Source organism: Salarchaeum sp. III (genome assembly GCF_036418315.1).
Classification (GTDB): Archaea; Halobacteriota; Halobacteria; order Halobacteriales; family Halobacteriaceae; genus Salarchaeum.
On the sequence record NZ_JAZHPG010000019.1, the window covers coordinates 62,457 to 89,214 of the forward strand.

At 60.2% G+C, this 26,758-nt stretch carries 28 protein-coding genes; 10 read left to right on the forward strand and 18 right to left on the reverse strand.

Features of this window, described 5'->3' with window-relative positions; translation table 11 throughout:
- Positions 1-45: 45 nt before the first annotated feature.
- From U3A55_RS03770 to U3A55_RS03780, 3 genes are read right to left on the reverse strand one after another with little or no spacing between them, the layout of a single operon-like run.
- A complete protein-coding gene (locus U3A55_RS03770) occupies positions 46-780 on the reverse strand; it encodes a hypothetical protein (RefSeq protein WP_158832289.1) in 735 nt (244 codons plus the stop codon).
- A complete protein-coding gene (locus U3A55_RS03775; RefSeq protein ID WP_330990168.1) occupies positions 780-1,526 on the reverse strand; it encodes a hypothetical protein in 747 nt (248 codons plus the stop codon). The genes U3A55_RS03770 and U3A55_RS03775 overlap by 1 nt, the downstream gene beginning before the upstream one ends.
- A complete protein-coding gene (locus tag U3A55_RS03780; protein ID WP_330990235.1) occupies positions 1,523-2,341 on the reverse strand; it encodes an ABC transporter ATP-binding protein in 819 nt (272 codons plus the stop codon). Before U3A55_RS03780 ends, U3A55_RS03775 begins: the two co-directional genes overlap by 4 nt.
- Before the next feature lie 375 nt (positions 2,342-2,716).
- On the opposite strand from U3A55_RS03780, the gene U3A55_RS03785 reads away from it, so the two are divergent.
- Positions 2,717-4,051 carry a permease gene (locus tag U3A55_RS03785; protein WP_330990169.1) on the forward strand — a complete coding sequence of 445 codons (1,335 nt, stop codon included), beginning with the start codon at positions 2,717-2,719 and terminating at the stop codon, positions 4,049-4,051.
- Positions 4,052-4,081: 30 nt separating this feature from the next.
- Here U3A55_RS03785 and U3A55_RS03790 read toward each other — a convergent pair whose 3' ends face one another.
- The 3 genes from U3A55_RS03790 to U3A55_RS03800 form a co-directional block, all read right to left on the reverse strand.
- Entirely contained in the window at positions 4,082-4,477 is a 396-nt protein-coding gene (locus U3A55_RS03790; RefSeq protein WP_330990170.1) for a hypothetical protein, read from the reverse strand.
- Positions 4,478-4,614: 137 nt separating this feature from the next.
- Positions 4,615-4,890, reverse strand: a complete 276-nt coding sequence (locus U3A55_RS03795; RefSeq protein ID WP_004515576.1) for a DUF7521 family protein — start codon at positions 4,888-4,890, stop codon at positions 4,615-4,617.
- A 3-nt stretch (positions 4,891-4,893) separates the two neighbouring features.
- On the reverse strand, positions 4,894-5,244 hold the full coding sequence (locus tag U3A55_RS03800) for an ArsR/SmtB family transcription factor (protein ID WP_188870793.1): 351 nt from the start codon (positions 5,242-5,244) through the stop codon (positions 4,894-4,896).
- 114 nt (positions 5,245-5,358) lie between these two features.
- Between U3A55_RS03800 and U3A55_RS03805 the strand changes: the two genes are divergently transcribed.
- Both U3A55_RS03805 and U3A55_RS03810 read left to right on the forward strand, forming a co-directional pair.
- Positions 5,359-5,919 (forward strand): DoxX family protein, encoded by a 561-nt coding sequence (locus tag U3A55_RS03805; RefSeq protein ID WP_066419124.1) that lies wholly within the window; start codon positions 5,359-5,361, stop codon positions 5,917-5,919.
- A 112-nt stretch (positions 5,920-6,031) separates the two neighbouring features.
- Positions 6,032-6,337, forward strand: coding sequence for an SHOCT domain-containing protein (locus tag U3A55_RS03810; protein ID WP_330990171.1), 306 nt, complete (start codon positions 6,032-6,034; stop codon positions 6,335-6,337).
- Positions 6,338-6,351: 14 nt separating this feature from the next.
- On the opposite strand, the gene U3A55_RS03815 is transcribed toward U3A55_RS03810, so the two are convergent.
- Both U3A55_RS03815 and U3A55_RS03820 read right to left on the reverse strand, forming a co-directional pair.
- The gene (locus tag U3A55_RS03815; protein ID WP_330990172.1) at positions 6,352-6,801 is read right to left on the reverse strand and encodes a universal stress protein; all 450 of its coding nucleotides are present in this window, start codon (positions 6,799-6,801) and stop codon (positions 6,352-6,354) included.
- A gap of 155 nt (positions 6,802-6,956) precedes the next feature.
- Positions 6,957-8,342 carry a permease gene (locus U3A55_RS03820; RefSeq protein ID WP_330990173.1) on the reverse strand — a complete coding sequence of 462 codons (1,386 nt, stop codon included), beginning with the start codon at positions 8,340-8,342 and terminating at the stop codon, positions 6,957-6,959.
- A gap of 182 nt (positions 8,343-8,524) precedes the next feature.
- On the opposite strand from U3A55_RS03820, the gene U3A55_RS03825 reads away from it, so the two are divergent.
- Together U3A55_RS03825 and U3A55_RS03830 are read left to right on the forward strand one after the other, a co-directional pair.
- Positions 8,525-8,896, forward strand: coding sequence for an SHOCT domain-containing protein (locus U3A55_RS03825; RefSeq protein WP_158832271.1), 372 nt, complete (start codon positions 8,525-8,527; stop codon positions 8,894-8,896).
- 26 nt (positions 8,897-8,922) lie between these two features.
- Entirely contained in the window at positions 8,923-9,579 is a 657-nt protein-coding gene (locus U3A55_RS03830; RefSeq protein WP_330990174.1) for a hypothetical protein, read from the forward strand.
- 20 nt (positions 9,580-9,599) lie between these two features.
- On the opposite strand, the gene U3A55_RS03835 is transcribed toward U3A55_RS03830, so the two are convergent.
- Entirely contained in the window at positions 9,600-10,124 is a 525-nt protein-coding gene (locus U3A55_RS03835) for an ArsR/SmtB family transcription factor (RefSeq protein ID WP_158832267.1), read from the reverse strand.
- A 182-nt stretch (positions 10,125-10,306) separates the two neighbouring features.
- Between U3A55_RS03835 and U3A55_RS03840 the strand changes: the two genes are divergently transcribed.
- Genes U3A55_RS03840 through U3A55_RS03850 form a run of 3 tightly spaced genes read left to right on the forward strand, consistent with a single transcriptional unit; the run spans position 10,307 to position 13,128 of the window.
- Entirely contained in the window at positions 10,307-10,522 is a 216-nt protein-coding gene (locus tag U3A55_RS03840; RefSeq protein WP_158832265.1) for a heavy-metal-associated domain-containing protein, read from the forward strand.
- Positions 10,523-10,526: 4 nt separating this feature from the next.
- A complete protein-coding gene (locus U3A55_RS03845) occupies positions 10,527-12,446 on the forward strand; it encodes a heavy metal translocating P-type ATPase (protein WP_158832263.1) in 1,920 nt (639 codons plus the stop codon).
- Positions 12,447-12,474: 28 nt separating this feature from the next.
- Positions 12,475-13,128: a hypothetical protein gene (locus U3A55_RS03850; protein WP_006183494.1), complete on the forward strand. Its 654-nt coding sequence runs from the start codon at positions 12,475-12,477 to the stop codon at positions 13,126-13,128.
- Between the two features lie 32 nt (positions 13,129-13,160).
- On the opposite strand, the gene U3A55_RS03855 is transcribed toward U3A55_RS03850, so the two are convergent.
- The 8 genes from U3A55_RS03855 to U3A55_RS15195 all read right to left on the reverse strand — a co-directional run bounded on the left by U3A55_RS03855 (position 13,161) and on the right by U3A55_RS15195 (position 24,529).
- Entirely contained in the window at positions 13,161-14,408 is a 1,248-nt protein-coding gene (locus U3A55_RS03855; protein WP_330990176.1) for a tyrosine-type recombinase/integrase, read from the reverse strand.
- A 22-nt stretch (positions 14,409-14,430) separates the two neighbouring features.
- The gene (locus tag U3A55_RS03860) at positions 14,431-14,958 is read right to left on the reverse strand and encodes a hypothetical protein (protein WP_330990177.1); all 528 of its coding nucleotides are present in this window, start codon (positions 14,956-14,958) and stop codon (positions 14,431-14,433) included.
- Positions 14,955-15,491, reverse strand: coding sequence for a DUF7437 domain-containing protein (locus U3A55_RS03865; RefSeq protein WP_330990178.1), 537 nt, complete (start codon positions 15,489-15,491; stop codon positions 14,955-14,957). Before U3A55_RS03865 ends, U3A55_RS03860 begins: the two co-directional genes overlap by 4 nt.
- 405 nt (positions 15,492-15,896) lie before the next feature.
- Positions 15,897-16,298 carry a hypothetical protein gene (locus tag U3A55_RS03870; protein WP_205252845.1) on the reverse strand — a complete coding sequence of 134 codons (402 nt, stop codon included), beginning with the start codon at positions 16,296-16,298 and terminating at the stop codon, positions 15,897-15,899.
- On the reverse strand, positions 16,291-17,229 hold the full coding sequence (locus U3A55_RS03875; protein WP_205252858.1) for a ParA family protein: 939 nt from the start codon (positions 17,227-17,229) through the stop codon (positions 16,291-16,293). Before U3A55_RS03875 ends, U3A55_RS03870 begins: the two co-directional genes overlap by 8 nt.
- Positions 17,230-17,365: 136 nt before the next feature.
- Positions 17,366-21,004, reverse strand: coding sequence for a UvrD-helicase domain-containing protein (locus U3A55_RS03880; protein WP_330990179.1), 3,639 nt, complete (start codon positions 21,002-21,004; stop codon positions 17,366-17,368).
- Positions 20,997-24,053: a PD-(D/E)XK nuclease family protein gene (locus U3A55_RS03885; protein ID WP_330990180.1), complete on the reverse strand. Its 3,057-nt coding sequence runs from the start codon at positions 24,051-24,053 to the stop codon at positions 20,997-20,999. Before U3A55_RS03885 ends, U3A55_RS03880 begins: the two co-directional genes overlap by 8 nt.
- A 236-nt stretch (positions 24,054-24,289) precedes the next feature.
- Positions 24,290-24,529 (reverse strand): hypothetical protein, encoded by a 240-nt coding sequence (locus U3A55_RS15195; RefSeq protein ID WP_442978269.1) that lies wholly within the window; start codon positions 24,527-24,529, stop codon positions 24,290-24,292.
- Between the two features lie 112 nt (positions 24,530-24,641).
- Here U3A55_RS15195 and U3A55_RS03895 point away from each other — a divergent pair, with 112 nt between their 5' ends.
- Both U3A55_RS03895 and U3A55_RS03900 read left to right on the forward strand, forming a co-directional pair.
- A complete protein-coding gene (locus U3A55_RS03895) occupies positions 24,642-25,007 on the forward strand; it encodes a hypothetical protein (RefSeq protein ID WP_330990182.1) in 366 nt (121 codons plus the stop codon).
- 30 nt (positions 25,008-25,037) lie between these two features.
- The gene (locus U3A55_RS03900; RefSeq protein WP_330990183.1) at positions 25,038-25,607 is read left to right on the forward strand and encodes a TATA-box-binding protein C; all 570 of its coding nucleotides are present in this window, start codon (positions 25,038-25,040) and stop codon (positions 25,605-25,607) included.
- On the opposite strand, the gene U3A55_RS03905 is transcribed toward U3A55_RS03900, so the two are convergent.
- Positions 25,608-26,753 (reverse strand): DNA cytosine methyltransferase, encoded by a 1,146-nt coding sequence (locus U3A55_RS03905; RefSeq protein WP_330990184.1) that lies wholly within the window; start codon positions 26,751-26,753, stop codon positions 25,608-25,610. It abuts the gene before it with no gap.
- Between the last annotated feature and the right edge of the window lie 5 nt (positions 26,754-26,758).

Consider the following 26,758-nt stretch of genomic DNA (forward strand, 5'->3'; position numbering starts at 1 on the left):
CGCCGCGCTTCATGACTTCTCCCTCGACTTTGGTCGTTGGAGAAGTCACTCAACGTCCGTCGCCTGATAGAAGACCAGCACGCCGATTACGAGGAGGCCGACGGTATATACGACGGCACCGCCGAAATCCCACACGTCGATGCTCGACGTGAATGCCGCGTCGAAGAGCGCGTTCGTCGCGTAGTGGCTTGGCAGTAGTTTCGTCCACTCAGGCGCGTCGGTCGCGAGCGGATTCTGGAACAGGAGGACGTCGACCATCGGCGAAAACAGCATCACGTACACCCCGCCCAGTCGACCCAACACGATGCCGACAACAACGCCGAGGATACCGTACGTGAGCCCGACCAGCAGCGTCGCGGCGACGAACGGAACGGTCGATTCGGGCGTAAACGCGAACACGGCGACGACAACCGACGCCATCGTGACGACGACGATCCCGAGTCCGAGCGTACCGACCCGTGAGACGACGAGGTCAGTCGCAGTATAGCCGGCCAGCCGGAGCCTGTCGTCGGCCGCTTGCGACGTCTGGACGAGGAACAGTCCGACGATACCCGAGAGGATGGCGACAGTAACGGGCGTCATGAACGCCGCCGCGAAGTCCGTCATGGGGACAGCGACCCTCGTTCCGTCAATCGTCGCGGGGACGTCGACATCCGGGACGAGCAGGACGAACGCGCCGATGATGTACGCCGGCAGGAAAACAAGCAGCGCCAGGAGGACCGGCGTCCGGCGGAACTCTCGAACGCCCATCCGCACGGCGGTCGTGACGCGGCGGTTCATCAGGCGTCACCCCCTGACTCGATCTGATACGTGTACGCGGCCACGCTCAGGAGGGCAAACAGCGAGAGGTGGCCGAGAGCCGGGGCGAGGTGTTCGGTCGCTAGCGAGCCCTCGACGACGGCCTGCGTCACGATGGCGTGCGGGTGCGCGAGCGGTGCGAACTGCGTGACGCTGTCCTCGATGCCGAACAGGCCGCTCGCGAACACGTTGTCCACGTCGGCCAGGATGACGAGCAGGAGCGAGCCCTCGAGTTCCCTGGGGAGCACGCTGCCGACGACGATGCCGAGCAAGCCGTAAATGGCACCGGCTATCGCGAGCCCACCGAACGCGGCGAGCGGTGCTCCAATCGGGTCGTCAACGAGGACAATCAGAGAGAGCGTGGCGACCACACTGACGACGGCGCTCGCGACGGCGACGGTCGCGAACCGTGCGGTGACGAGTTCAACGCCGCGAAAGCCACAGATGGCGAGTCTGCGGTCGGCGTGCCGGGCGCTAATCATCTGGAAGAGGCCGAGGACGCCCGCGAGCGCGCCGGTGGCGAACACGGCGCCGGTGATCCGTCCCACTGTTGCGACCGACCCGCTCACCGCGAAGACCCCTACGTCGGGGAACTGCCCCATGCCGATCCCGTAAATCTGGATCGACAGCGCCGGGAGGACAACCAGCAACACGACGGTGAACGGCTCTCGGACGAACGAACGCGTGCTCGCTTGGATTCCCGCGAGCGTCCGGTGAACGGTGCTCATTCGCTTTCCTCCTGGCCGGCGGTCGCTCGCTGACCGCTCCCGGCGCCAGCCTCGTCGATAAATGAGGCGGTCCGCTCGCAGGCGACGTCGTCGTCTGTCGGCTCCGAGCTGAGGCCATCGTCGTCGCCGATCTCCTGTCTGTGGAGGTGGCCTTCGTGGAGCTCGTAGACGACGTCGAACCGGTCGCGCTCGTTGATGATGTGAGAGATGATGGCGACGCCGACGCCGCGGGCCCGAAGCTCTTCAGTTAAGTCCCAGAAGGCTAAGAACGTCTCCCAGTCGAACCCGGTGTACGGTTCGTCCAGCAGAAGAAGGTCGGGCTCGTGCATCAACGCGACCGAGAGGTTGACTTTCTGTCGGTTCCCGCCGCTGAGGTGGCGGATCTGCCTGTCACGGAAGCGCTCGAAGTCCAGCACGTCGGTCAGCCACGCTCTGGCGTCGACGATCTCGTCGTCGCTCATCCCGTAGGCAGTTCCGAACAACTCGAAGGTCTCGTCGACGGTCAGCCGGTCGTACAGCCGCGGCTCTTGCGGACACCAGCCGATAGAGCCCGCCCGTTCAACCTCGCCGGCGTCATGGTCAAGGACACCGGCGAGGATGCCCATGAGCGTCGACTTCCCGCTCCCGTTCTCGCCCATTATCCCGACAACCTGTCCACGCTCGACGTGGAGGGTCGCGCCGTCGAGTACTTCGACGGACCGGGTAAACGGGAGGACGGAGTCGTAGGTCTTCTCGACGCTGTTCGCACTAACGACGGTGTCACCGGAACTGTTCGCAGTACCTCCGGCATCGTTACCCTTGGAAGCTATGTCCATCACATTCGTATGTACGCATACATGTTCTAATGCGATTTCTCTTAGAAAACCTCAGTATCTGGCCGCCGCAAAATTATATTCAAAATGAATATCGGTTTGTAGATTTCGTATTCGGAGCATACCACAGCTGTGATTCTTGACGGGGAGACCCGGTAATTCACCAATCAGATCACCGTATCGCTGAGGGAGAAGAGTTTGTAACCGCTCACTCCAGCCAGCTACAACTCCGTAATACCCCGCTGAAGGCCCCGGTTTCATATTCCAAATTTCCCCCGAATCTCACCACTGGAATTGAAAGGGCAACACACGAGGGAGTCCGCAATAGAAGCCACAAGCGCATTAGGGAGAGGACCCGTATCTAAGAGCACCAAGATAATGGACAGATCAGATTACGCGATCCTCACGGCCATCGCCGTAATCACTGTCATTATCGGCCTTGTGACGACCAACCAATCCCTCGGGACGTTCTTCGCGGAGAGCACGCGGCAGGCCGCGACAACGACCGCCGCGATGGCGTGGATCACCTGGTGGGCGCTCGTCGTCGGCTTTGCCATCGCTGGCGGTGTGGAGGCGTGGGTCTCAACCCAGCAGATATCGGAGCTGCTCGAAGGCCACGGTCCGCGATCGCTCGGCGTCGCTACGTTCTTCGGGTTCGTCTCCTCGTCGTGTTCGTACTCGGCAATCGCTACAGCAAAGAACCTCTACAAGAAGGGTGCGTCCGCGGCGGCGGCGCTAGCAGCGTTCCAGTTCGCCTCAACGAATCTCGTCATCGAGATCGGGATCGTCATCTGGCTGCTGCTCGGCTGGGAGTTCCTGCTTGCCGACATCATCGGTGGGCTGCTCCTCATCGGCCTGATGTCGGTCGGCTTCGTCTACGTCGTTCCCGACAAGATTCTCGACGAAGCACGCGAGAATGTCACCGACGACGAGGGGATCACCGTACAGGACCCCGTCTGTGGGATGGAGGTCGATCCCGAGGAGACGGACTATTCCATCGAACACGATGGCCAGACGTATTACTTCTGTTCGCAGTCCTGTAAGGACTCCTTCGACCCGGAAGCGGCGAACACCTCTATCCCGGAGAAAGCAACCTCGTGGTCGGGGTGGAAGGGACTCGCTGACAAGCAGTGGAAAGAGTGGGCGATGCTGTGGGACGAGATCGCCATCGGGTTCATCTTCGCCGGCCTCATTGCCGGGTTCATCCCCGAATCAGTCTGGACGAGCGTCTTTTCCGGAGCCACGTTCGGCTTGCCGGTGTACGTCCTCTGGACGGCTGCGTTGGGGGCGATTATTGGTGTCGTCACCTTCGTCTGTTCGGTCGGGAATGTCCCGTTCGGCACCGTTCTCTGGACACGGGGTCTGCCATTCGGATCGGTGCTCTCGTACATCTTCGCTGATCTCATCGTCCCACCGATAATGAAAGCCTACGACGAGTACTACGGAACGACGTTCGCGGCGGTGCTGTCTCTGATGATCTTCGTCGCTGCAGTCATCGTCGGGTTCGTGATTCACTTCCTCTTCCTGAGCGTCGGCCTCATCCCCTCGCGGGCTGCCGCCGAGGTTGCCGAAGTATCCATCGAACTCAACTACAAGCTCGTATTGAACGTCCTCGCGACTGTGTTCTTCCTGTTCCTCTACTGGCTCCACAAACAGGATTCAGTCGGCGGCGGGGAACGCAGTAGTGAAGACCACGCGACGATGATGAACTGACCCTTGGCCAGCTGTCGATGGCAGGTAGGATCAGGTATCGTTGTGGCGCTCTCTGTACGTCTTCGCTGCGAAAAAGACGTATAGTGCGCCGATAGCCCGAACGGCCGATTTGAATGGCTCATTCCATTCGATCGACTCCGGACGCTCGTACAGGAACGCGGTGGCGAATCTCCGATACAGATCGGGAAACAGGAGGACGATCGCGCCGAACAGGCCGGTAAGATTCATCAGCCACGCGTATGCTCGCCCGTTAAGGAGGGAAACCGCAGCTATCAGAACGCCCTCCGACCGGACTGCCGGACGGACCCACCCTCTCACCGTCCCCTCGCTTGGATTCGCAATCGCGAGTTTCTCGAAGAACTCGACGATTTCGTCCGGGAACAGCGCTGAGAGAGTGCCAAGGACACCCACGAGTGTTCGAATCATACGATACGGTACGACTGAGACGGATATAATTCCCGCTGTGATCCTACACTCCCGAGAACGATGGGAGACCGAACAGTACCGGCTTCGAACCTAAGACGATACACAGAAATCGTTTTTCGAATGAACGTCCTGAATCCTCAGGGGTTCGGGGCATACAGGGCGTAGAGGATCGACAGCATCCCGGCGGCGGTGACGAGTGCTGCGACGAATCCTGCTTCGAAAATCGACACTTGGAGGAGTTCGAAGAGCACGCCCTCAAGGAGGCCACCAAGACCGACCAGCGCGAAGCCAGCGGCGACGTACAGGAGTAACTGCGTGTGATGCCGTTGGTATCCGCGATAGGCCTGGTAGGCGATGACCAGCGCCAGTGCGGTCGTGAACAGCTTGCCGATGACGAATAACGTGTGTTCCATGAGTCAGTCTCCCCGCATTTCCTCGAAGATGGACGTAATCCGGTCGGCGGGGTCCGGCCGGACGTCGATCTGCACGTCGAACCCCTCCGCCTGCAGGAGTACTTCGACGCGTTCGAGGCGCGCTTCGTACTCGCTGTAGTGCCGGCCGCCCGGGTCGACGTGCGTGTACTCTTCGAGGAGGCCCTGCTCGACGAGGCGGGTGACCCGGCGCGAGACGGTCGGGCGTGACATATCGCATTCCTCGCTGAGTTCCTTCGCGGAGAGTCGGTCGGTCTTCGTCGCCACGAGGATGTCGCGGGCGTACTCGTCGTCGAGCGTGGCGAAGATGTCCGACGGGTCGGCCTCCCCAGTCACACTCCTCTAATCGCCACAGGAGGGTAATATAGTCCCCCGGTTTTCTGACTCAGAACGCCGGCTCGCTATTATATCGTCTCTACCCGCCTACTGATAGTTGAAGGTGCAATAATTATGTCCACACTCGACTCCGGCATGAACCAGCTCGAGAGCAGAGTCGGCGGCCTGACCGTCGGCGGGAAAGTCCACAGCCTCAGCGCGTGGTTCGTGCTGGCGCTCCGGCTCATGATGGGCTACGCGTTCGCGTACTCCGGGTTCACGAAGATCACCGGCGAGTTCGCCGCCGGCGGCTACCTGTCGAACGTTGCGGCGACGAACGGCAACCCGCTCGCAGGGATGTTCGCGTGGATGGGCTCGACGCCGTGGTTCGTCGAGTTCGCGAACGTCGCCGTGCCGTGGGGCGAGCTGTTCATCGGCCTCGGCCTGCTCGTCGGTGCGCTCGTCCGCCTCGCGGCGTTCTTCGGCGCGCTCATGATGCTCATGTTCTACTTCGGGAACTGGGACATGGGCCACGGGTTCATCAACGGGGACTTCGCGTACATGCTCGTGTTCCTCGCGGTCGCCGCGTTCGCCGCGGGCCGCATCCTGGGCCTCGACCAGTACATCGAGAACTACGACGTCGGCGGCGAGACGCTCGTCGAGCGCTATCCCGCCCTCGAATACATCCTCGGCTAACCACGCCGAGACCTTTGGGAGTACAACTATGCAAAATCCGATTCAAGCACGCGGGATTCGTTCTCTGGGACTCATCGTCGTTGGAGCGCTGGCTCTGGCCGTCGTCGCCGGAATGGCGCTAACACACGCGACCGTCCCGGATGCAATGATGTGGAGCTGGCACGACGGCATGTGGAACGACGGCCACATGGCCGGATGGGGTAGCTGGGGCTGGGGGATGATGCTGTTCGGGCTCCTGTGGATGGCACTCCTCGTCGCCGTCCCCCTCGGTCTCATCTACTGGCTGGGGACGCGGTCGCAATCGAACGGCGCCGCCGAGGATAGCGCACTCGCCGTCCTCCAAGAGCGGTACGCTCGTGGCGAGATCGACGACGAGGAGTTCGACCGCCGTCGCGCCCGTCTCATAAGTGGACGGTAGCGGACGGTCGTTGCCTACTCGCTGACTTCTGTTTTCACGACGGTTGCCGGACGCGTCGTCAATCGGAGAACGCGGTCGGTGACACTTCCGAGCAACGCACGATATTCGTCCGGCCGGCGTTTGGTACCGAGCACGAGGAGATCGGCGTCACAGTCGTCCGCGTAATTCACGATAGTCTCAGCGGGGCGACCATGTTGCATCGACGTCTCGATGTCGACATCGGCCTCTTCGGCTCGATGTCGGAATTCCGAAAGCGTCTTCTCGCCGTGTTCCTCGAGACCGTGTTCGGGTCCTTCGGCTTCGTCGACGTACTCGTCCCCGCTGTATGCAGTCACGACATCCTCGTCGACGACATAGAGCACGTGAAGGACTGCGTCGTTGGCGGCTGCGAGCTCGAGTGCGTGTGTTTCAGCCTCTTCAGACGCAACAGTTCCGTCGGTCGACAGGAGAATTCGGTCGTACATTCAGTCGGAATTCAAAGGCGGGTATCATAAATTCGGCTTCCAATTCCCTCCGCTCAAGAGTCACGGAAGCTTGTTCAGTATGGCCACGTCAGCGGATGTGCCCAAGAACGACTGACGGACTCAATCGATACTGTGAATCCTCGACGAACTGTCCGTTAGTGGTCGTGTCCCTCCATCACCATCGGATGCCCGGTGGCGTATTCGTCTGGGTCCTCCTCGAAGGTCTCCTTACAGGTCTGCGAACAGAAGTAGTACGTCTCACCGTCGTGGGTCGCCGATGGCTCGCTGTCGTCAGTTCGCATCCCACAGACGGGATCACGGTACTGGCCAGGCGCACCGAGGCCGCGACGATACACGTACAGGAGAAAGCCGGAAAGCGCGAACGCAATGAGGTTGAGGTAGAACGTGTAGTTGACCTCGAAGTACGTCTGCTCGGTCGCCGTCTCGCCGCCCGCCAGATCAGGGACGATGTTGAGGGCGTCGAACAGCAGCTCCATGAGGAAGCCCGTGAACGCCATCGTGACGAAGAAGACTCCGAGAATGTACAGCATCACTTTCCAGCCGTAGTATTTCCGGTAGACGTTCAGCACGGGAATCGTGATGAGGTCGGCGTAGACGAACGCGATGACGCCAGCGAAACTGATGCCACCGCCCCAAAGCGCGACCGCGAACGGGACGTTGCCCATGCTGCCGACGAAGCTGATAACGGCGATGGCGACGCCCATAATCGCGTTCTCGGCAGTCACAAGTAGCCCGTCGCCCTGGATGAACAGGGTATTCCACACCCACTGGGGGACGAACACGATGACGAACCCCGATATCAGGAAGCCGGCGATGACGTCCTTCCAGATCATCGACCACTCCTTGCGGTACTGGTTCCCAACTTTGTACCAGCCACCCCACGACAGTAACTCGTCACGCCACCCACCGCGGCTCGACATCTCCTGGCGGTAGGTCTCCATACAGCCCTCCGAGCAGAACTTGAGCGTCTCACCGCCGTCAGTCGTAAGCGTGTACTCGTCTTTGCCTTCCATCCCGCAGGTTGGATCCTCGGTGACGCCCGCCTCGTGATCGCGCTCGTTGAGCGTCTCTCGCACCTCATCGAAGAGGTTCTCCGGAAGCGTGAGATGAACGATGACGGCCATCACGGCGATGAGGATGAGTCCGCCGAGTAACTCTGCGACCAGGAACTCCCAGCCGAGCAGAATCAGAATCATCAATCCGAGTTCGACGATGAGGTTCGTCGACGCGAACATGAACGCGAGGAAGTTCACCGCGTGCGCTCCCTTCTTGAACAGGCCCTTCCCGATAGCGACGGCGCCGAAACTACAGCCACTACTGGCCACGCCGAACGCAGTCGCCTTGGTGAGTCCGCTCAGATCACCGTCACCGAGGACCTGGGCCATCCGTTCCTTGGAGACGTAGACCTGGACGAGGCTCGTGATCGTGAGGCCCATGATGATCGCCCACGCTGCCGTCCAGAGGAAGCCCACACCGATACGTAGAGCTTCGAAGATGCCATCAATCATCGTCGCTACCATAGGTATCAGTTCGAAGGGATCATCTATTGCAGTTTTCCTTCAGATAGTTCGGGTCAGAGCCGTGGTGAGTAGGTATTCAAAAGAATAGTGGTGGGTGGAGCACGCAGTTCAAAGGCACAACCGCATTGAATAGTTAGTGCGTAGTATAATCTGAGAACCCCAACTCACGGAGGGAACACAATATGCCGACAAATTCAGACGATACGCGACTTGTTACGCTCCTCCTCGTTATCATCGGTGCCGTATTCATCGTCCCGTTGTTCTTCATGGGCTTCGGGATGATGGGGTTCGGTCCGATGATGGGCGGGATGTGGAGCGGTCACATGTGGGGCGACGGGACGATGCCCGGCTGGATGTTCATCGTCGGCATCGTGATGCAGCTGCTGTTCCTCGCTGCCCTCGTCGGTGGTGGGTACCTCATCTATCGCGCAGTCACGGGCGATTCGAGTGACTCGGACCAAGCACTCGAAGAGCTTCGGCTTGCCTACGCTCGCGGGGAGCTGACCGACGAGGAATACGAACAGCGACGCGAGGCACTCGAACGAGATACCTGATTACGACGAGACATCAAAACCGAAGAATGACCGGCTTCCCCGACCACCGTCAACAGTCTCCCCGTTCGCAACTTCCAGCGTGGCTTGACCGATACACGACGGTGGGGTTATACGGGCTCCTCATCGGGACTGGACTCTGTCTGGTCGCGTTCCTCACGAATCCCGTTCCCGATCCCTCGTTCCCGTGGGCGACGCTGCCCGAGTCTCTACGATTACCGATTGCACAGCCCCGGATCGAACACTGGCCTATGACCTACACTATCGGCATCTGGCTGTGGATTATCGGCTTTCCCGCGCTGTTCCTCGCTGGCTATAGACGATTCGGAGACTGGATGCCGTTCGGAACACCGATGTGGCTTGCTGGACTTCCGGCGCTCGCGATGCTCAGCTGGACGACATACTGCCGGTTTTTCTGGCCGAAGCTTCATCCGCCGACCTGGAACGCTCCCTCCTACACGGTCGTCTGCTGGCTATACTGCTCCTCGTACAACGTGCTCTGGAGTGATCTTGCCTATCTGATTGCGTTCGTCGGCGTCGCCGCGACAGTTCTAGCTGTGCGACGCCGGCACGTAGCCGGATACATCCTACTCGGGTTCGGAGTCTTCGCACTTCCCCTCGGATTGCCAGCTGTGTATGAGGGATATCGCCGGATAACTAAAACACACGGTGAAGTGAGGCCTTGACACCGGTACAGGGCGCAAGCTCAAGAATCTCGGTGGCCACGAACGAACGCCCGGCGGAGGACAGTCAGGAGCACGTAGGTTTCGTACTTCTGGGTCTGACAGTGCTCACACGGCTGCATATCTGCGACGATCTCCGCTATCGCGTCGTCGTGGTCTTCTGTGAGAGTATCGAGTGCATCCCCAATCTGGGGCTGAACGGCCTCGATCATCTCCTCGACAGCGTCATCGGCTGACGCCGGCAGCGAGTACGAGAGGACGATCGTATTCGCGTGGTAGTACTTCGTCGTTCCACCGCGCCCTTCCTCGAAGCGGACGACGTCGACGAGACCGGCATCCCGTAACTCGTTGATGTGATGACGAACCGTGTTCTCCGTGCGGTCGACGCTGCGGTCCTCCAAACGGCCGTGGACCTCAGTTGCGGTGAGCGCCTCCTCAGAGAGGATATCGAGAATCATCGCCCGCATCGGTTCGTCGATGGCGTCCGAAACCCGGGTGTCTCGCACCGCGATGTCCTCAAGCCGGTGGTCGGTACCGGAACTACTCATACGAGAACTGAGTATGAGCAGGCGGGAAAAGCTAGCGGGACGCTGCTTTGAACTCAGGTTGCTGGGTTCGTGATACCGAAAGCCCTAGACGACCCGTTTAACTGTTCCAATCACCTATATCCATATTCAAACATATCATCTAAAAAATACTTATTGGGGTACGGGCACTACCTCAAACTGTAATGAGCGACACAACCCAGTTCCGCGTCCTCGACTTCGACTGCCCGAGCTGTGCGAGCACCGTCGAACGCGCCCTGTCGAACGTCGACGGTGTCCAGCACGTCGAGGTTCACTACGCGACCGGCCGCGTCGAAATCGAGTACGACGACAGCGTCGCTGACCCCGACGCCTTCGCACAGACCATCGAAAACCAGGGGTACACGCCCCAGCCCGCCTAACACCATGACCAAACAATCGATCACGCAGTACTACCAAAAACACCGGAAGGCAATCGTCACGGCGACGAGCGGCCTGCTGTACGGCAGTGGCTGGAGTCTGGGCTACCTCACGAGTTTCGAGATGGCAAGCGCCGCCATCCTCGTCCTGGCGACAATCGTGGGTGGCTACGACATCGCCAAGACCGCCTACCACGAGGTCACCAGCCGGACGCTCGGTATCAAGACGCTGGTGACGCTGGCCGCTATCGGTGCCATCGTCATCGGCGAGTACTGGGAGGCTGCCGCCGTCGTCTTCCTGTTCAGCCTCGGCAGCTACCTCGAGGGCCGGACCATGCGGAAGACCCGGACGGCCCTCCAGGAGCTGCTGGAGATGACGCCCGACACGGCCACCGTCCGTCGCGACGGGGAACTCCAAGAGGTTCCCGCCCGGGAGGTCGAAGCGGGCGAGGTCGTCGTCGTGAAGCCGGGCGGGAAGATTCCGGTCGATGGCGAGGTCGTCGACGGCGAAAGCGCCGTCAACCAGGCGCCGGTCACAGGCGAGAGCGCGCCCGTCCACAAGGCCGACGGCGACGAAGTCTACGCCGGGACGGTCAACCAGGAGGGCGCGCTAGAAATCCGGACGACGGGTGCGGGCTCGGACACGACTCTCGAACGTATCATCCGTCGCGTCGAGGAGGCCCAAGAGGCCCAGTCGCCCACGGAGAGTCTCATCGACCGGTTCGCGAAGTACTACACGCCGGCCGTCATCGTGCTGGCCATCGGTGCGTATGCAGTCACGCAGAATGCGATCCTGTCGCTGACGCTGTTGGTCATCGGCTGTCCGGGCGCGCTGGTCATCGGGCCACCGGTCAGCATCGTCTCGGCCATCGGCAACGCCGCCCGATCGGGCGTGCTGATGAAGGGCGGCGAACACCTCGAACGCGCCGGCAAAATCGACCTCGTCGCCTTCGACAAGACCGGGACCCTCACGAAAGGCGAAACCACCGTGGCCGATATCGAAGGTTTCGGTATCGCCGACGACGACGTCCTCACGCTCGCGGCGACCGCCGAGAAGAAGAGCGAACACCACCTCGCCGACGCCATCGTCGACGCAGCCCGCGAGCGCCCGACTGCTGCGACGGACGGTGGGGCGACGGTCGCCCAGGCGGACGAGACGGACGCGGGGAGCAGGTCGATTCCCGGTCCGGACGATTTCGACGTGGTCGCTGGTAAGGGCGTTATCGCCCATACCAAGGGCACCGAAGTTGTTGTCGGCAATCGCGCACTGCTGGAGGACCGCGACATTAACGTCCCCAGTCGGATCGCCGACTACGTCCGCGAGCGTGAGGAGCGCGGCGAAACTGTCGTCCACGTCGTCCGGGACGGGGACATCATCGGCGCAATCGCACTGCGGGACGAGCTCCGGAAGGCAGCTCCTGGGGTCGTCACGGCGCTTCAGGACGTCGGCATCGAGACGGTGATGCTCACCGGCGACAACGAGCGGACGGCCGCCGCCGTCGCCGAGGAAGTCGGCATCGACGAGTACCGCGCCGAACTCCTCCCCGAGGACAAGCAGACAGTCATCGAGGCCTACCAAGCCGACGGCCACGTGGTCGCGATGGTCGGCGACGGCATCAACGACGCGCCGTCGCTGGCGACCGCCGACGTTGGCATCGCGATGGGTGCCGCCGGGACGGACACCGCCATCGAAACGGCAGACATGGCGTTGATGGCCGACGACCTCGACCGCATCCCCTACGCGGTCAAACTCAGCAAGGCGACGCGCTGGAACGTCCTCGAGAACGTCGGGCTCGCAGTGCTGACCGTGACCGTCCTGCTCGCGGGCGTGCTCACCAGCTACGTCACCCTCGCCGCGGGAATGTTGGTCCACGAGGCCAGCGTCCTCGCGGTCATCCTCAACGGGATGCGACTGCTTCGCCACTGACCACTAGATACGATCATCACCACCACTCATGACATCAAACTCGACTGCGACCGCCGAGACCCAGACTAGAACCAATTGGAAGGTAGACTACGACGTCGATCCGATCGAAATTCGCGACCCTGTCGCGGAGGCCCTCGGCGTTCTCGAACCGGGTGACCCGTTCGTCATCACCTATAGAGACGCGGTGAAAGAGGCGGGACATTCCTGTCCGACTGCCTCGGGCGCCTACCGGATCGTCCAGTTGGGGCTCGACGCCCTGTATCCCGACGACTATCCAGTTCGGAGCGAAATCGAGGTGCAGGCGGCCGGCCCGCAGGACGATGCTGCGTATGGCGTGATGAGCCGCATCATCTCGTACGTTACTGGCGCGACCGAAGACGACGGATTCAGCGGGCTCGCCGGCGGCTACGGCGGCCGCCGCGACCTCCTCGTCTTCGACGCGTTCGACCCGGACACGGCAGAGCCGACGTTCCGGTTCCGGCGAACCGACACGGACGAGACCGTCGAAGTGACCTACCACGTCAGCGACGTTCCTGACGGTGGACCCGCAATCGGGAACCTCCAAGGGATTCTCGACGAATCGGCAACTGAACAGCAACGAGAGGCTTTCGCTGACGCCTGGCACCGCCGGATACAGGTCGTCCTCAGTGACGACTCGCTATTCACTGTCAAAGCGGTTTGACGCGACGGTCTACCCCTCTCACTCGAAATAAGTTACTGCGGTACACTATCGATCTCCTCGAGGGCCTCAGTAGCGACATCACCTAACTCACCAGCCTCGATGTGAGAGTACCGCTCTCGAACCATCTCTTCGGAATTATCAAGATATCGAGCCGCAACTGTATACCCGAATGCACGGACGAGGACTTCACCCATCCCTCGGCGACCGCCGTGCGGAGCAAGATAATCGTGTTTCGGATGGTCGATGTCGATCCCTGCGGCCTCCGAGAGCCGTTGAAGAATCGACCGTGCGCCGTCCGTCGTGATCGACGGCGGCCGAATATTCTCATCGAGCGCCAGCAAGAGGTCCCGGGCGCATGCCTCACGTCGCTCGTCGATTCCTTCTGGGCGTTCCCCTCGTTCGGCTAGCTCTTCCCGGACGAGCTCTGCGAGCGTCCGTTGGTCGAACGTCGGAAACACCGGCCAGCGGTCCGTCGGCGGGTCCACCAGCTGACGGTAGCTCCGCAACGGAGAAATCACCGGATCGGGAAGGCTCGCGGCGTCCCACTGCTGTTTCTTCCGGTAGACGTCCATACTCCCGTCGTCGAGGGAAAGGTCCTCCCAGCGAACGCCGCGCCGGCGTGGGTCGTTCGGATCTCGGAGGAGTTCCCCGACACGGACAGCTGTGTACGCGAGGACGAACACCAGCGCCCGGTCACGAGCCGCCTTCAGCGCCGCGTAGCGCGCTCGCTGCTTATCGATGGGGTCAGTATCCTCTGGGAGTGTCCTGTACGCCTCGACGGCGTCGCGGGCCCGTTCGTCGACGTGGCGGGTGAGGGCGTGGCGCTGTTCGGACGTCCAGGCCTGCTGGTCGCCGGGCTTGCGGCCGTCGTCCTCCGGCAACGGCGCCATCGCACTCGCCCGCTGCGCATAATGTGCTTCGAGATATCCCTCGTTGACGCACCAGCCACACCACGCAGAGATATAGCGGTAATAGGTTTGTACCGTGTTCTGCTTTAGTCCCCGGTCTCCACCGAGATGCCGGGCGTACTCCCGGAACACGCGTTCGTCGAGATCGTCGAAGGTCGGCTCCCGGTCAATGTCCTCCGGGACGATCCCGGTCCAGTCGTCGCGGCCGCGGTCGCCGGCTGCCCACTCGGCGAACCGCTCAAGTTCGCGCGCAGCGTTACGTCGGTAGTTCCCGCCGTCGCCCCCACGGCCTTTCCCCTTGTCTTGGAGGTAGCGCTCGAAGCTGTCGTTGAGAGAGCTTTTGGAACGGGAAGAAGACCGATCGTCGCTCATCGGGCCTCACCTCGGCGCTGCGTTATCGAAATTCGTCGGCTGTGATCGTCTCGAGATACCCGACACTGACGTACCGGAATTCGATCCGGTCGTTGAAGCCGTGTTGCGGCAGGAGCGTCTCGGCCGCCCGTCCCGCCGGTTTGTCGGTCGTGAGGAGAACAACGTGGTCTGCCTCTCCAGTATCGAGTACCTGAGCAGCAAGCCCCACGAGTGCCGTGTCCGCTTTCTCGGTGATATCTTCGTCGCGGTCGGTCTCGTTGGCGATGAACCTTCGTGCTTCGTCCATCACCGTCGAGACGAGCGGATTGGCGTAGTCGAGGTCGTCGGCGACGATGATCCACCCCTCCTCGAAGCCATCGGGATAGGGAATGTTCCCGGAGGGATACTCTTCCGCTGCCGGATCGCCCCCGAGCTCTTCGTAGACGCGCTGGGGGACATACAACGAGACACCTGCCTGGCGGAGTGCCCGACGGAGCCGTTGAAATTTGTCCTTGTCCGGGCCACCACACCGGACGAAGACGCCGGTATCGGCGATATGGACCGTCGTCATGCAACCGCGTCGGCGTACTCGGTGGCAACCGGTTCCAGTGCCTGGAGAATGATCTCGGCTTCAAGCGGTGAGAGGTCGAGTTCCCGGGCCGCAATCCGATGGTTAACCGTGCCATCGACGTACTCGTAGGCGTACTCAAGCGCGACGGCGAGGCCGTCAAGACCGTGACGCTCGATGTAGATGTCGATGTCCTCGTCCTCGTCGCGGCGGGCAACGGCAGCGATGAGCGCTGGCGTGATCGTCTGGGTTTCGCCGTCCGTCGAGAGCGTGAGTGCAATCGACTCGGCGTCGTATTCGTACGGTCGCTGCTCACGGGTCTTCCCCACTAAGCCAGCCGTTTCGAGGTTCTGCACATAGTCGTAGGCGGTCCCCTGTGGAATGCCGAGTTCGTCGACAAGTTTGGACACGGTGACCGGACCGTGTTGTAAGATATGGGCGTACAGCCGAGCGAGTGCCGGCGTGTCGAGAAGGTCGGCCACCGTCTGAAGCTGCTGAATTGGTGGTCGACCTGACCGGGACGGTGATTGCGCCATCTCGATTACGAATTATCGATAATTCGTGATAAGACTTCCGGCGATAGTGCGGAACTCGCAACCAATCCAATATTCGCAGAGAGCCAGCCACTTCCACCGGCTCTACCCCAGGAGAAGCGCCGTCATGAGGCGGTTGCAGCATTCGTGCTTCACCGACGGCGGCGGGGTACTTCAAAGTGGTCGTGATTACGAGCATAATCACGTCCAAGCGCTTATTTGCCTGAAGTGCCGAATTCCGGCGGTAGAAGTGTTAGTAGCCAAGAAACCGGATTTATAAATTATATATCGCTATACCAAAACTGAGGCGGCGGCTCCAACTGAGTCCACCGTATAGAGGCGGAATCAGACTATTCTGAGGTTGCTGTTGGGATATTGTAGAATAGTTTTCTATTTCGGAATAGTACGCTATTCAGCCGATTCTGAAGAAGCAGATTCGCGAGCTTGTTCGAATCTTTCGGCCACTTCGTCTACGAGATCTTCCTCCACGACGGTTCGGAGAAGAGCATCAGTCATTTCCCGAACGACGATGTTCTGGTAGCCCTGCTGGTTGAGCTCGCGTTCTAGTTCATACTTCAGCCAGGAATCGAAGTCCTCGATCGTAGCCTCCCGAGCGTAGAAAGGCCGCTGTTTAGCGGCCTCATAGCTGAACGCTGAATCGGTCATCGGGTTTTGTCGTTCGACGGGTTCCTGAGAGGGCGTCTCCTCGTCGCCTCCCGATTCAGACGCGTCATCCGTATCCTGGGGTTCGTCGTCCGGTTCATCTTCGAGTGTCTCCCCGAGGTCGGCAAACGGATCGTCGTCAGACATGGCGGACCACCTCACCTGCCTCGACGATGTGCGCCAACTCGTCGAAACACTGCAACTGGTCACAGTCAGGGTCGTAGTCCAGCAGGGGTTTGCGCTCGCCATAGGCCTTCGTGATGCTGGTTCGGTCCCGGATGCCCGGTGAGGGTTTGAGATCGCCGGCGTCGACAGCCTCCCAGTCCGTGATTCTCGCGAAATTCGGGATGCGGTCCTGAAGGTTATCGTGCGAGTTGAGACGTTCGAGGAGCTGTCGATCTTGAGTCTGCTGGTCGATACGGCCGCTCAACATGTTCGGAACCAGTGACAGAACGTCGACGTCCATATGCTGCCGAAGCGGTGAGATCTGTCGCTCGATGGTTCGCTCCAAGCCGGCCATCGCCTCGTTCCCCGGGGCGAGCGGAAGCACGAGATTCGCTGTCGCGACGAGCGCGTTGTCCGTGAGTCGGGACCGGTACGCCGGCGAATCCGTGACGATATAGTCGTACGTATCACCGAGGAGTGGGTCGACGACTTCCCGTTTGAGCAGCGCAGAGGGTTGGAACACGTCGCCCACGACGATCTCCCGCTCGACCTGTTCTAAATCCTCGCTGGACGGGAGAATATCGAACTCGTAGCTGGTATCGTAGACAACAGAAGTCGGGTCAGCATCGTCGAAGAAGACGTCGCCGATTGTTTCCTCGGTGTTGTGATACTGGTCGTCAAACCCCAGCCCAACGGACGCGTGACCGTTCGGGTCAAGATCGATGAGGAGGACATCGTGTTCGTGTGCGGCCAGTTGTCGGGCGAGGTTGACCGCAATCGTCGATTTGCCGACGCCTCCCTTCAGCATACACACCGAAACAGCCCGAGAGTTCCCATCGGTCTGTACCGAATCATATGGGCTATTTGGGCTATTCGTTCTATCTATGCTATTCTTGCTATCTGAGCCACTCATACTATTCAGCAGTATCAACCCCTCTCAACTTAACTCTGTGGTGAATAGTCCGAATAGTATTCTATTCCAAAGCTACACGCTATTCCAGAATAGTTCACTACTCTAGAATAGTTAGGATAGAATCAGTAAATGTGGCTCAGGAGACGAGCTCCAACATAGAGCGAAGTTCAGATTCGATATCAGTCAGTTCACTCCGTTGCCACTCAAACCGTTCTTCCACCCCAACATCGGTAAACCGGAGTGAAGCACGAACCTGCCGGGCGGGATCGTGCTGGAAGAGCGCGAGAGCGTAGGCAAGCATTTGCGGCCGATAGTGGTCAGCGAGGGTATCAGTCGTCGTCGACGAAAGATCGTTCGTCTTGTAGTCGATGATATGATACGCATCAGGAGTGACCAGAAGACGGTCAATATCACCCACTATGCGGGAATCATCAAGACGAGCGACAACTGAGTACTCGTCATAGGTCGCTTCGAGTGGGAGGTCCGCCTCAGTTTCATCGACGAACTGGATCGCATCCTGGGCATGGCTCACGGCCGCTTGGAGATCGTCATCCGTCGGTTCCTCGCTCCCCATACGACTTAATTGACGAATAAACGAGGGCCACTCTTCTCGTGGGGGACGGAGCTCATTGAGCCGATGGACAACAGTTCCAAAGGTGGTGGGACTCAATCCGACTGTCCCATCCCCCGACGTGTAGCTGTGTCCGTCTTCGGAGGCATCCGCAACAGCACTGACGAGGGTCGTCGCGGCAACGCGAACGGCAGCCTGACGTTCCGGCGGGGAAGGGACAGTAATCGCAGGGTCTAACTCTTCAGTCGGAGCCTCAGATTGCCATTCAACCGGCCGAAATGGCGCCTGAATGGTGTATGGGGCATCACCAATTCGAGCGTCGGTAGCCCCATCGTGGAAAGCCTCAGCGACTAGCTCATGGTCGTCAAACAGAATGGGCTGGAGCCAATCCCGCCATCGACTGGCGTCGTCGAAATCATCTGGCTCACCGAGTTCGATGTGGCCAGACTCATCGATATCGATGTCGTGTGTTCCACACAGCAGCAGGTGGTCCCGAGTTCGGGTACAGGCCACGTAGAGCAGTCGTTTGGATTCCGCACGCTCTTGCGGGAGCATGCGGCGATTGGCATATTCGTGGACTGCAGTCTTCTCGATTGAGAACGCATCGTTGGGGTGGGGACCACCCACTGCAGGAATTGGTGGGGCATCAGTTGTCCCCCCGACGAGGCGGACATAGCCGTGGTCATCGACGGATCGCCCGAAATTGAGGTCACTTCCGAGATCGGGTATAGTGACGATTGGGAACTCGAGTCCCTTCGCGGAATGGATCGTCATAATCCGGACGCCCTCGGCGTCACCCGGAATATCTGCCTCCCCCTCACGAGGGTCGATCTCGGCTTGGCGGTCGATACGGTGGAGCAACCCGGCAGCTGTGTGAACACCATTCTCGCTCCAAGTACGGACCTGGTCGCGGAACTTCTCGACGTTCGCGACGGCCTGTCGACCGCGTTCATCTGCACTCACACTTGCCAGATACCCGGTGTCGTCGATCACCCGGGACAGCAAGCGGTTCCACGGGAGGACGCCATCTTCGGACGGCGTCGCACAGCCGCTGAGGGTCCGCCACGTCGTGAGGAGGTCGAACGCGTCCGCGAGCTGTGGATCGTCCGTCTCGGCGAGCGCGCCCCACACTGAATCAGCCTCTGCGACCGCCGGTGCGAGGCGATCATCCGCGAATCCGAACAGCGGCGAACGAAGCACCCCGTAGAGGGAGACGTCGTCCTGTGGATCACCGAGTACTCGAAGCAGGTTCGTGAGCGCCTGGACCTCAGGCGTATCGTAGAATCCGACGCCACCGACGACAGTGTAGGGGATGTCGTACTCCTCAAGGGCGCGCTGATACCGATCCAGATGAGTTCGCCGGCGCAGGAGGATAGCCGTGTCGTCGGGAGTAGCGTCACGATGGACACCTGTATCGGGGTCTTGGACTCTCGGCGGATCGTCGAACAGGTGGGTCAGTCGAGCAGCGAGCGCTTGCGCCTCGGCCTCGATAGTGTGGTCCAGCGCACCTTCGGCGACCGGATGGTCGTCGCCGAAGAGCTCCGCTGCCGTATCGGCGTCGTCGGGCACAGCGAGATACTCAACGCTCCCGGTCAGACCCTCGATGTCCTCGACACGGTCGCGCTGCGTACTCAGTCCCTGAGGTGGCGCTTCGTAGGGTTCGTGGGTGTCACCTTCTGGTTGGAACAGGTACTCGAAGAGCTCGTTCAGGAACGACAACGGCTCGTCCAGCGTCCGGAAATTCCCGGAGAGTTCGAGGGCGGTCGGACTCTCGCCGTCGCTGTCGGGAACGTCGTCAACCCCACGAGCCTCGTTGACTGTCTGGAGTTCTCTGCGCGCATCCCCGAACGTCGTCACGTCGGCCCCACGGAATCCGTAGATGCTCTGTTTCTCGTCGCCGACCAGGAAGACGTTCGACGCCGCTTGCTCGTCAACGCCCGTGAGGAGCTTGACCAAATCCCACTGACGCGGGTCCGTGTCCTGAAACTCGTCGACCATCACGGCCGCAAACTGCTCTCGAAGCCGCTCCGTGACGGCATCGTTGGCTCGCAGGAACTCAAGGGTCGTCTCGATCACGTCGGGAAAGTCGAGCGTATCGCGGCGCTCCTTCTCGTCGGTGTAGGTTGCGAGGACGTCGTCGAAGACCCGCATCAGAGCCAGCGCGTAGTGAGCGCTATTCGCTTCCAGTTCCCCTGGCGTCGTCTCGACCGCATCCGCGTGCGGTTCGACGGCATCGATGACCGTGTCGATGGTGTCTTTCAGGTCGTCATAGACGTCACCGTACTCACCCCAATCGTCCCGGTCACCGACGACGTACCCCGAACTGCTGTACAGGCCGCCGTTCTTCTTCTCACAGACCTCGTAGAGCTCGAGGATTGCCTGCTGACAGTCGCGAGGATCGCTTTCCTCGGGGTCGTCCGAGAGTGTCGTCGCGACCTCAGAGAAGGTCTGGTAGGCTCGAAGGCCGTCCTCGTCGGCGATCGCACCCTCGCGGTCGACACGGCCCGCAACCGGGCGTAGCTGCTCAAGGAGTCCGTCCGCATACAGCGTCTGTCGGGCGTCGGCGACGTCGAGATCACAAACGACCTCCCAGCAGATATCGACGTAGTCGTCGACCTCCGCATCACGCCACTCCTCGAGGACCGCCTCGCTCTGTGGGCGCTCATCGAGTAATCCAGCGAGTACATCGACCAGCTGGTCACGACCCCAAAGCTGAGCGAGGAGCGCGACGTCGTCATCGTCCTGGTTGCGTTCGAGGAACTCCGTCACGACTTCGCGTTGGAGTGTCGCGGCGCCGTCTTCGTCGAGCACGTCGAAGCCGAGCGGGACCGGAGCCTCGACGGCCCGTTCTCGCAAGAGCCGCGTACAGAACGCGTGAATGGTGTGGACGTAGCCATCCTCCAGGTCGTCGAGGACGTTTCGCCAGCGGTGGTAGGCCTCTGGTGAGTCGACAGCCTCGAGCCGGTCGTACACCTCCTCCCGAACGCGCTCGGTCAGTTCGGCAGCAGCCTTTCGCGTGAAAGTAATCGTGACGATGTTCTCCGGCGTGAGCGACGGGTTCTCGGCCAGTATCGTCACGTACCGCTCGGTGAGCGTTGTCGTCTTCCCTGTCCCGGCGCCGGCAGTGATCGCGACGTTCCGGCCCTGGACGAGCGCATCCTCCTGTTCCTCCGTGAGCTGAATCTCCTCGGGGTCCTCAGTCATCGCTCATCACCGTCTCGATGTCCTCGTCGTCGCGAACACGTAGCGGAACATACGCTGCGTCGTCCTTGTGAACCTCGTCGACGAACTCCCGCTTGCGGTGATGGCGGACATCGCACGCCCGACGGTAGTCACAGTATCGGCAGTTCGCTCCGCTGGCCGACAGAAGCGTCGTGTGGAACCGTCCGTTGCCGATCGCCTCGTCGATCTGGCCCAACCACTCCGGAACAACATCGTTCAGGAACCGGCGGAGTTCGACCTCTGAATCGAACTTCGATTCGACGCCGCGTGGAACCTTGAGGTCGTTTGGCGGTCGCACCTGATAGTACGTCGCCGAGAGCGAGCCCTGTTCGAAGAGATCACCGTCGACGACCTTGGCGGCAGCGAGCAGATAGATGGGGAGTTGGAACTTCGTGCCGCCGGTCGTCTTCGTCATATACGGTGCTCGACCAGTTTTGTAGTCGTAGAGCGTGAGCGTCGGTTGTTCGCCACCCTGGCTCACGTCAACGCGGTCGATGTATCCCCGAATCGAGACAGTCGAGCCGTCCGGTCGCTCAACTGTGAACGGCCCAGCATCCGAGTCGGGAAGTCCCTCGCCGAACGGGGCCTCGAACAAGTGTGGGCGGTCAGCGCCGTCCCGCGAGAGTTCGTTGTCGAGGAAGGTAGCGAACAACCCCTGTTCCGGTGCGTCGTGAGGTTTGCTCCCGGCCTCGTACGGAGCACTCTCGCCGTCACCCAGGCCCGCGAACAGCTCCGCCTTCCACCGTTCGTAGAACAGGCCGTCGTACTCGAAGTCAGCATCCCGGAGTTCTTCGACGGCAATCTCGCGAAGATGTATCGCCAGGTCGTTCCGGTCGAACTCGGTGAGGTCGACACCATCTTCGGTTTCGTCCTGTAGATCCGCGAAGAACCGTTCGAGGACGTCGTGGACGTACGATCCGGTTTCGAGGGGCGTAGGGACGACCTCGACGTCGTCGGGATCCTCGATTCCGAGCACTTCGTCGGCGTAGAACTTGAACCCACACTCGACGTATCGCTCGATCCGACTCGCGCTGTAGGGTTCTCGTTCCGACGGAGGATAGACCTCAGCGACGGTCTCTGGTTCTAACACGCCGTCGTGTTCGGAGAGGCCAGCCGTTCCCCTGTTGTCCGCACAGTGGAGTCCCCGATCCGTGCGCTTGGTCTGCTCGGGGGAGAGGTCACCTCGGTCGCCGGCGTGGGTGACTGCCGCACGCCGGTTAGTTGTTGCGGCGACGTGCCGCTGAAGGTCTTCGCGGGAGCCCACGCGGTCATCGACGCCGTCTTCGGGTTCGATGCCTGTCACGCGCTGGAGTTCGTCGAGCACCGCCGACCGGACGACGGCGGATTCGTCATCGCCCGTCTCTGGTGTGGTGATCGTGAGTTCGTCGACGTTCGCGAGGAGCGTCGCGAAGAGATAGCGCCCACGGAGGCGCTCGTCGCCGGTGTCGAACCGCGGGTGGGCGTCGGTCATCTCCTCGAAGAAGGCCGGGCGTTCCGGCGTCACCGGGAAGTGCTCGCTCGTCAGGCCCACGAGAAACACCTTCTCGAACGAGCGCATCCGAGCGTCAAGCAACCCCATCACTTCGACGTGGCCGCCGGCAGCGCGCTGCGGAATCCGGATCGGCACACCATCGAACGCACGGGTGAACAGTGCCAACGGGGAGAGATCGCTATTGACCGCCGCCAGCGACTCGAACGAGGAGAGGGCCTCGTCTACGAGGTCGTAGGCTCGCTGTTCGACGGCTTGCTCGGCGCCGCTGGCGTAGTCCTCCGTGGCCCCCTCCAGGTCGAATCGGTCATCCAACAGTCGTCGGAGCGTTTCGGTTGCGTCCTCGACGTCGCCTGTTCGGAGCGTCTCTAGCGTGGCCAGCAGCTCCTCGATCAGTGCCGCCGCCTGGTCGTCGACGTCATCGAGCAGGGGTGACACAGAAACCGTATCGCGCCGGCGAGCAGCTGCCGTGACGGCGTTGGCCTGTTCGGTATCGACGACGTTGACCAATGGATTCGCTAACAGGGACGTGAGGTCCTCAGCACGGGGCTCGGGTTCGGCGAGGTTCAGGAGATCGTGTACGACGCTCCCGGTGAACGTCCGGTTCAGCTGAGAGGCAGCGGTCGTCACGTGCGGAATGTCGAACGTATCGAACGTGTCCTCGACGTACCCCAAATAGGCCTCGGTCCCGGGAACGACGACAGCCAGGTCGTCGGGATCGCGACCATTGGCCAACTCAGTCCGGAGCTCGCGAGCGACGAAGCGAATCTCGCGCTCGGGCGTCGGGAGTTCACGCCATCGCAGAGTGTCTGGAGCAGGGGCAGTGTCCGGGTCCGGGCGGTAGAGTGACTCGGTGATCGTTCCAAAGGCCCGTCCTGACTCGTCGACGGGCTCGAGTTCTACTGCCTCAAAGTCAAGTGCTTCGTAGACATCCAAGGCGTCCTCCGCAACGGCGTCGACTCCGCTCCGGCCATCCTGGTGGAGCGGCAGAACTGCGATCATCGGAAGTTCGTCGACGAGGCGTTCGATGAGGCGGCGTTCGACAGGACGGAACTCGTGATACCCGGAAAGGATGACGACATCCGGTACCGGGGAGAACGCCGATAGTGACTGCTCCGCCGTCGCCACGACATCGAACATTTCTCCCCGGGTACAGACCCACTCGTCGACATAGTCGCCGTGGAGATCCCGGTAGTGTCGGTACGCATCGACAGTGGCTTTCGCGATACGATCATCGAGGTCAGAGCCCTCGAACTCCGCAACGAGCGCGTCAGCGGTACCGACGCCGGCGTCGTCGAAAAGTGAGAAGCGGCTACTGAACGAATCAGCGAGGGCGGCAGAGGCCGGTTCGCCAGCAAGAGCGCCATCTGTCTCGGCTGTTGTTCGGTCAAGCGCGTACTCCGCGAGTCGACGGTTCAGTTGCCCGGAGAGCGGTTGAACCGGACCGTGAAGCTCCTCGTACCACTCCCGAACGACCGCGTCGAGCGTTTCGGCACGAAGAAGGAGGGGTTCGTGGGACGCGGCCCAGCGGTCCTCAACCATACTCCGGCGAGCGTCGTTCCGCGTTATGTAGAGGATACTCCCCAGCGAATCGGTGGCGATGTCATCAGCCCGCTGAAATGCCCGTCGTTCCAATCGGGCGTGTTTCGGGCCGGTGAGAAGCGTTGAATCCATCGAACACTCTCTACCAAGATATCGGTCTCACTTCACTCTTGGCGAGACTGACAGCTTAGGAGTGGCTTACCGAGAGCGGCCAAAAATCAGAGAGGACTGAGAACTCAGTCGACGGTCGCTAGCACCCGGACATCTTTGTCCGAGTGTCGTTCACGCTGAGTTCGAGCACCCCGTTCTTGCAGGAAGTCCTCTATCTCATCGGCCAGCGTATCGGCGTCCTCTCTATCGACGTGTACGATCAGCGTTGGCCGGTCTGGATCGTTGTTGTCGATGACAAGCGATACGTCTTTGAATTCGTCCGGCTGTCTGTACGCCTCGAATTCCTCGGCGACCTGGTCAGCCAGCCATCAAAGTTGTCAACCTGATCTTAGTCCATAGACTCCTCCAATCTAATTACCGTCAGTTTCCAAGTCAGCATAACGACTTTACTTAGTCTCGGTATAGAGGAAGTCAGCGATGTACAACGACGAATGGGAGCCGGTGATGACTGCAGATTCAATAGAACAAAAAGTAGAGGAATTCGCTGCGCTCGCAAAAAAGAAAGCCGAAACTGAAGGGAAGTCAGTAGAAGATCTAGTCCACAGCCTCACCCACGAGTCCTATTTAATGAAGCATACCACGAGTGACATCCTCAAAGAGCTTCAAGAATTGGAAGAGACCTATACTGACGAGTTTTACAACGGAGAAGCTAACGACCACATTATACAGTACCTCGAAGAGGAGCAAGATTTCGAGTTCTGGTACGACTACACTGCATTGTCTCTTGCTGCCGGACTCGAATGGGCAGTTCTCAATGAGCTGAAACAGCAAACCACTCAGTGAGGTCATAGATTAGAAGATCAAATCTTTACGATGGTGGAGCTGGCGAGTGCTGTGGGTGGCGGGAAACTGGACAGAGAACTTGACCTCGACGAGTTAGCCCTGGACATCGAAGCAGAAGAGGTCCGATATAACCCCGAGGATTACCACGGCATTATTCTCCGGTTCGATACTGAGGGCCCAGCGGTCATCATCTACAGATCCGGGGCTTTCAGCATCTCCGGAGCCCCCTCTCTCGATGTGCTCCACAACACCTTTGACCTGTTCGAAGACCTGCTGTCCGACCTGTTCGGAGACGACGTACCAGGTTATGAGGTCGGATTTGAGGTCAGGAACCTGGTTCTTGTAGAAGAATATAAGTCTCCGGATCCTCCACTCAATCTCTCGAGTCTCAGTATCTATCTTGGGATGGAGAATGTTGAGTACGAGCCTGAACAATTCCCTGGAATCTTCTACCGTCCTGAGGACAGTCCGGGCCTGTTTCTCATCTTCGGCACAGGAAAACTCGTATTGACTGGGGTACGCGATTGGGACACCGCCCGACAGTCGTTTGAACGGCTTCGAGGGGAGCTTGATGAACTGTACCGTCAGTCTGTGACGTAGCTACTCTTCAATTTCGCCGTTCTCGATCTTCTCCAGCTTCGGCCGGAGACCCAAGGCAACGTTCTTCGCCAAGGGTACCGGTACAGCGTTTCCGACCTGGAACATCACCCGCTTCATCCTTCCCTCGAAGATGAAGTCGTCAGGGAAGCCCTGTAGCCGAGCCATTTCCCGTGCAGAGATCACCCTGTTCTTCTCGTGGTGAATGTGAGTTCCGCCGTGGTTCTCCTTAACCGCCATCGCTGGTACACCTTTTCTCTGCCGCTTCCAGGCGTCCTTGTAGGAATCGTAGAGCGACTCTCCCGGAGGGACCTCTGAAATCCGCTCCTTCGTGTCTTCGCGGTGGTTGGTCCACTCGTGGTTAATGTCCGGGTCTCTCGGCTTGTCAGCCAGGTCGTTGATCGCCTCACCGATTGGAAGATACTCTTCTTCATCCAGCAAGGGCTTCGGATACGGGTTGTTGAGGCCAAACCGGTTTCCGATCAGGATGGCACGGGAACGGATCTGGGCGACCCCGTAATCTGCTGCCTCAAGCACCAGCGTGGACAGAGGATAGCCGATGTCCTCGAAATCAGTTTGAATCTGGTTCAGGGCCTTCCCATCTTCCATAGTGACAAGGCCAGGAACGTTCTCCATCGCCAGGTACCATGGTTCAAGTTCCTTAACAATCCGGAGAATCTCCTCATAGAGGAAGTTTCTCTCATCCAGAGGGTCTCTGTCCCCCGCTATGGAGAATCCGGGGCAGGGGAAGCCTGCGCAGAGGACGTGGATCTGCTTGTCTCCGACTGCGTCCTTGATTTCGTCGATGGTCAGGTCGCGGATGTCCTTCTGCCAGTGCGTGGCTTCCGGGAAGTTCCGTTCGTAGGTGTCTGCTGCGTCAGGGTCTTCTTCGACTCCAAATACAGGCTGATAGTTTGCCTGTGTGAATCCCAATGTGAGGCCTCCAGCGCCGGAGAACAGGTCAACTATGTTGTAGGTGGTGCCTTCCGGGCTGATTTCGGTCGTGTCGACCCATTCAGTTCGACCGAGGTTGGTGAAGTTTCCTTCCAGTCTTTCCTTGACCTTCGTATACTTCTTCATCCCCTGGATAATCTCAGTCTTGGACTTCTCCTCCGGCTCGTCTCCTGCTTCAGTAGTTTCACTAGACATCAGTT